This window comes from Streptomyces sp. NPDC005483 (genome assembly GCF_040606035.1).
Lineage (GTDB): Bacteria > Actinomycetota > Actinomycetes > Streptomycetales > Streptomycetaceae > Streptomyces.
Window position 1 is genome coordinate 1 of the sequence record NZ_JBEXEA010000094.1, and the last position, 5,284, is coordinate 5,284.

The 5,284-nt window shown below is 66.6% G+C and carries 1 protein-coding gene and 3 pseudogenes; 1 reads left to right on the forward strand and 3 read right to left on the reverse strand.

Features of this window, described 5'->3' with window-relative positions; translation table 11 throughout:
* Nucleotides 1–329 (reverse strand): annotated as a pseudogene (locus ABZT06_RS50105) (hypothetical protein); the annotation flags it as partial.
* Nucleotides 326–1,534 (reverse strand): bifunctional DNA primase/polymerase, encoded by a 1,209-nt coding sequence (locus tag ABZT06_RS50110; protein WP_355756526.1) that lies wholly within the window; start codon nt 1,532–1,534, stop codon nt 326–328. The pseudogene ABZT06_RS50105 and the gene ABZT06_RS50110, both read right to left, overlap by 4 nt.
* 971 nt (nt 1,535–2,505) lie before the next feature.
* On the opposite strand from ABZT06_RS50110, the pseudogene ABZT06_RS50115 reads away from it, so the two are divergent.
* Nucleotides 2,506–2,990: pseudogene (locus tag ABZT06_RS50115) on the forward strand (hypothetical protein).
* Here ABZT06_RS50115 and ABZT06_RS50120 read toward each other — a convergent pair.
* Nucleotides 2,983–4,186 (reverse strand): annotated as a pseudogene (locus tag ABZT06_RS50120) (IS110 family transposase). The pseudogenes ABZT06_RS50115 and ABZT06_RS50120 sit on opposite strands and share 8 nt — an antisense overlap.
* Nucleotides 4,187–5,284: the final 1,098 nt, after the last annotated feature.

The window sequence follows — 5,284 nt, forward strand, 5'->3', positions numbered from 1 at the left end:
TAGCCGTCCCACGCGAACCAGCCCAGGCCCTCCACATGCCGGAACTGGTCACGGTACAGCCGCACGAAGAGCCGGGCATTGCCCCGATCGGACAGGGAAGGGGGCAGGGCGCCAGAATCCACGGCCCCCAGAGGGGCCTGGGCCACCGAAAAAGCAGGGCTCACCGAAGCGGCCGGTTGAGCCGGCGGAACAGCCATGGAGCCCCCGGTGAAGCCCTGTGCGGGCAGGCGGGCGGAACCGGCGACCAGGTCCGCCGACTGGAGGTCGAGCATCTGCTGAGCGGCGGCCTGCGGGTCAAAACGCGGCGCGCCATCGGCACTGCTGCTCATGGACGTCCTTTGAGGTGAAGAGGGCGGACGGACCCTACGGCAAGGCCGTCGTCAACGATCTTTTCATTCCGGGACTGCTGCCAGGGGCGGGCGTAGTGAGCGACACGGACAAGTCGGTCCCTGACAGCGGCGTGCTCGAGGTGCCCCGCTCCGACCAGGCCGCCGGCGGTGTAGGCGGCCCTGTTGAGTTTCTCCGTGAAACCTGTCCCCTGCGGGGCGGCGGCACACTCCGCGACCACGGCGATCAGCCGGTCGATGACCTGATGGGCAGCGCCCGGACGCCGGCCCCCACGAGCCGCCGGAATGCTCACTGGACCGCGCCCGTCCACCTCGACACACGGCCGGTCCTCGATGACATGCCCCGTGCGCTGGAGTTCCGCGCGCAGCCACTCCGGCAGTAGCGCCGGACGCCGAACAGTCCCTTCCGGACGGTAGACACCCTGGGGCGTACGTGTGCCCGGAGCCACGATGTAGCCGCCTTCGGCGCGCACGTCGACCTGCCAGGCAAGTGCCGTGTTCCGACCGGAACCGGTCGAACACCGGTAACGGATGGATGTGTCGGGATTCCGGTACCAGACATGGAGCCCCCCAGACGGTGTGCGTACCCGCAAAGTCCCCTCGTCCTGCGCGGGATCGGCCTGCCCGCGATAGGCCGCCAGAAGAGCCAACGTGTCGAAGCCAGAGGCCAGGCCGACGAGCTCGACCTGCTCGGGGATGGCGATACCTGGCAGCAAGTCTGCCCGGTCGGCAACAGACACCTGATGGGCGTCGACATCGATGACGACAAGCCCGGCCGGGCCACACGCGACACCCACGCCAGCGGCAGGAGTGTCTTCCCACCACCGCTCCAGCAGGCCCGGATCGGTGGTGGCCGCATGAAAGCCGTGGCAAGGACGTCCGGCGGGGAGGCAGGGGCACAAGGCCGGCTCATGGCGGGTCGCCGAACAGGCAGAACAATTCCCGACGGGGGTCTTCCTGCCTGGGGACAGCGGGTGCACAGGCCATCCCTGTGCGGCACACCAACGCGCGACCGTGCGCAGGGACGCGGGCGCGACGCCGACTGCACTCTGTCGGTTCTCACCTTCGCGCGGCACAGGAATCGTCCTCGTCACTTCTGTTTTGCCCGATCCTTCACACACCTGACGGGGGCGGATACCTCGACAGGGACCGAAGGGACTCTGATGCGAAAAGAGTGTAAGGCCCACGTTCGCAAAAAGTTGGCTGTCCCAACCCGCATGCCGTTTCTATCAGGTTCGTGGGTCCCTTGGGTCCCTTCGAACTTCGGTCCCTTCCCACCCTAGGGGCTGGAGGGACCGAGGAGCAGGAGGCGTGTCGTGTCCTGCCGCGCGGGTGGGGCACAGCTAGGGACGGAAAGGGTCCAGGGACCAAACGGCAGGGTCTGTAAAACTGCCGAGGGACTGAACAGAACCTGGGCATCGCCGCAGGTCAGAGGCTTTCAACCCTCCTGGATAGGGACTGTAGGGACTGAACCTCGCCATTATGAGCGGTAGTTGACATGTGGTTTTGTATGCGCGCGCGTGTACGAATACATCTCTTGTCTACGTCATAATTGCGGAGTTGAGTCCCTACAGTCCCTACTGGGTGCGTGCAGAACCCTCTGACCTGCACAAACACCAGGGACGGAAGCCCAGGGACCGAAAGGGGCCAAGTCCCTCTCAGTCCCGGTCGGACCCTGTCCGCCCCCCATCAGGCCCCGGCTCGCTGGCTGGACAGGTCGACGAGTGAACCTGGTGGGTCCCTGCTTACGTTGTCCAGGTGGGAGGGGCTGGGCGCTTCTCTCCGGGAGCACAGGCCGAGCCACTCCCCCACGGTCCCTACCCATCCGTGCCGCGCGGACCCCCACGTCCTGGCTCGGCTGAAGCGACCTGCCCCGTCAGGCTCTCCCGGGCTTGCGCGCCAGAACACAGATATGAGGTCTCTTCATCCGGCCACTTGGTTCTTGCTCCAGACGCGCGGTGGCGGTGAGTCCGGCCTGCCCCATCAGGCCAACCATGTGGTCCAGAGGCAGAAGGTACGACTCGTAGGACACGGGACGGCCATGAGCGTGCGATGGAATTCGGCGAACAGGGCCGGCCCCGCTCCGGGGGGGTGCCCCTATCTCTTTGGTCAAGGGAAACGGGGTGTGTCGGGTCGGGGTGCCGGGCAGCATGGCGGGGTGGCTGATCTGCTGTGGGATGACGTGAGTTCCTTCTTCGACCCGGACTTGATGGGGTCGTTGCCGGACGTGCGTGTCCCGGATGCCTCGGTGGAGGACTGGCAGGCGGTCCTCAATCTGGTCGCGGAGAAAGGCTGGAAGTGCCAGTACTCCGGGGGAGAGAGGTGCTTCCGGTGCCTCGGGCGGAGGCCGTGCTGTCCCGCCCTGCGGATGCAGAGTGCCCGGACCTGCGGGTCTGGCCCACTGCCGATGTGTTGGCGATCTTCCGTTTTCATGCCGACGCTGAAGTCGACTTCGACGTCGACTTGCGGGAGTTGCAGGGTCAGGATAGACTTGATGTGGTCTGAGGCTTCCTCCGGGAGATCGGGCGGTTTTTGGGCAAGCCCGTGCTGATGGACCCGGAAGGCGACCGTGGCCATCCGGTGCTCGTTTTCGATGTAGAGGCCGACCGAGTCGTTCTTCTCGCAGACCCGCAGGTCAGGTGACTGCAGCAGACGGCTGCGTTTCGTAGCAGGTGCCGTCGCGGAGTATCGCGAACAGCACGTCGGTCCGGCGTCTGGCGAGGCAGAGCAGGGCCTGGGTGTGATGCTTTCCCTGGGCGATCTTCTTGTCGTAGTAGGCCCGCGATGCCGGGTCGCCCAGGGCGGCGAACGCGGAGAGGAAGAAGGCCCGTTTGAGCTGCTTGTTTCCTCGCTGGGAGGGCTGTTCGCCGCGGATCGAAGAGCCCGAGCTGCGTTTTCGCCGGGGCGAGTCCGGCGTAGGCGGCGAGGTGGCCAGGGGTCGGGAAGGTGCTGCCGTCGCCGACCTCGATCCGGATGCGGGCTCCGGTCCTGACTCCGATGCCGGGCATCGACGTCAGGACCTTCGAAAGAGGGTGGGCGTCCAGGAGTTCCTCGATCCGCCCGGCCAACAGTTTGCGCTGGTCAAGGACGGCCTTCAGTGAGGCGGCCAGGCTCGGGACGATCAGCGTGGCCGCGTCGGTGCCCGGGACCGTGACGGTCTGCTCGTCCAACGCGGTGAAGATCTCCTCGACCAGCCGCTCGGCCATCCTCGGCGCCTGCGGCCGTAACAGGGTGACCAGCCGGCGCCGTACGGCCTTACGGATCTGGGCCGGTGACCCGAACCGCTTTAGTAGGGTCAGCACGGCCGGGTGCTGCAACCGTGGCCCCAGCACCCGCTCCAGCGAGGGATGGATCTGTGTCAGCAGGCCGTGCAGCCGGTTCGCGACCCTGGTGGCCTCGCCTGCCAGGTCGTCGTCGAATCCGACGATCATCTCCAGCTCGGCGGTCGTCTCGTCGTCGCCGTTGATCGCCCGCAGCGTGTGAGGCATCGTCCGGGACGCATCCACGATGATGAACGCGTCTCTCGCATCCGTCTTGGCCTCGCCGGGATAGAGATCGGCGATCCGCCGCATCGTCAGCCCTGGCAGGTAGGCAACCGGACAGCCCATGTTCCTCGCGACAGCCAGCGGCAGGGCGCCGATCGAGGCCGGCTGGTCGACCACGACCAGCACCGTTCCGTGCTTGGCCTGCAACTTCGCGAATAGCTCGCGGAGCTTGGGCTCGGTGTTTGGCAGCCGCTTGCCGAAGGCTTTCTTCCCGGCCGGGGTGACGGCGGTGGCGTGGTGTTCGCCCTTGCCGACGTCCAGGCCGAAGAAGACGTCGCTGGTGCTGGTGTCGATCACGTGCAGGCCCCTCCATCACGCTTTCGTCCGGCCCTGGCAGGGCACCGAGCTGCCACATCCACGTTACGGAGAGCTCTTCCGGCTCGGGTGAAGCCGGTGCTCAAGCCCCTCATCAGCGGTCCGTCGATGCCTCCGGGTCCGGTGACACCACCCCCCGGATCATCGACAACAGGAGGGGGAAGTCATGCCGGACCCGAAGGCCGGAGGCCCCATTGCGGAGCCACGAAAACGGTAACGGGGGGGCCTGGGACAGCCCCGCCCCGCAGGCCCGGGTAGGCGCCGTGTGTCAGTTCGATCATCTCGGGTGACAGAACAACACCAAAGGCGGACGCCCCCGGCGAGGTCCGCGACCGGTTCCAGACCAGCGGCCTGCACGAGCTCGGCCAGGGCCGTCGGCATCCCCCGGGACAGGGGGTCCAACGCGGCGGGTGGCGGGGTGCGTTGGAGATAGTCAACGGCCGTGTTGTACGAGTCCCGAACAGCGGGCAGGAACGAAGGCTCGGTCCTGCGGGCCGAGCACCACTCCCCCACCCGTGAGCTATTACGGCGTAATAGCTCACGTTGCTCTTTCCGCGAGGGCGCCCCTTTCTACAGCGTCAACTGGGGGCAGACACGGTGGCTGTGGCGCGTTTTCAGTTCACCGGCCCCCTGGGCGCAGGCCTCCGCGACCCCGTCAGGCACACCGTCCGCTCTCAAGAACGCGTCATGCACCCCGGTGTGTAGCCAGTCGTCCTGATTGGTGTCAGCGGCGGCGAGCGCGAGAGCAACGCGCCTCAGAGCGGTCACCGTTCCTATCTAGGCGAGCGCCTCGACCGTCTGTCGAGTCACCGCCGTGTCCTAGACGTCCAGTAACAGCCCGCGCAACACGTCGGCAGCCGCAGGGACATCAGCGAAGGAAGCCCGACCACGCCCCCCACGAGCACGTCGTATCCAGGAGGGGTCGGCTGCGGTCTCAGCCAGGGCTGCTTCCAACTCACTCATTAGCTCCAGCACGGCCAGATGTCCGCGTACTCCCTGAAGTGCTCAGCCAAGTACAGATAAACGTGCTCAGCTCTCAGGCAACGTCGGTCTCGCGCTCGATGGCGGCGAGTCGGT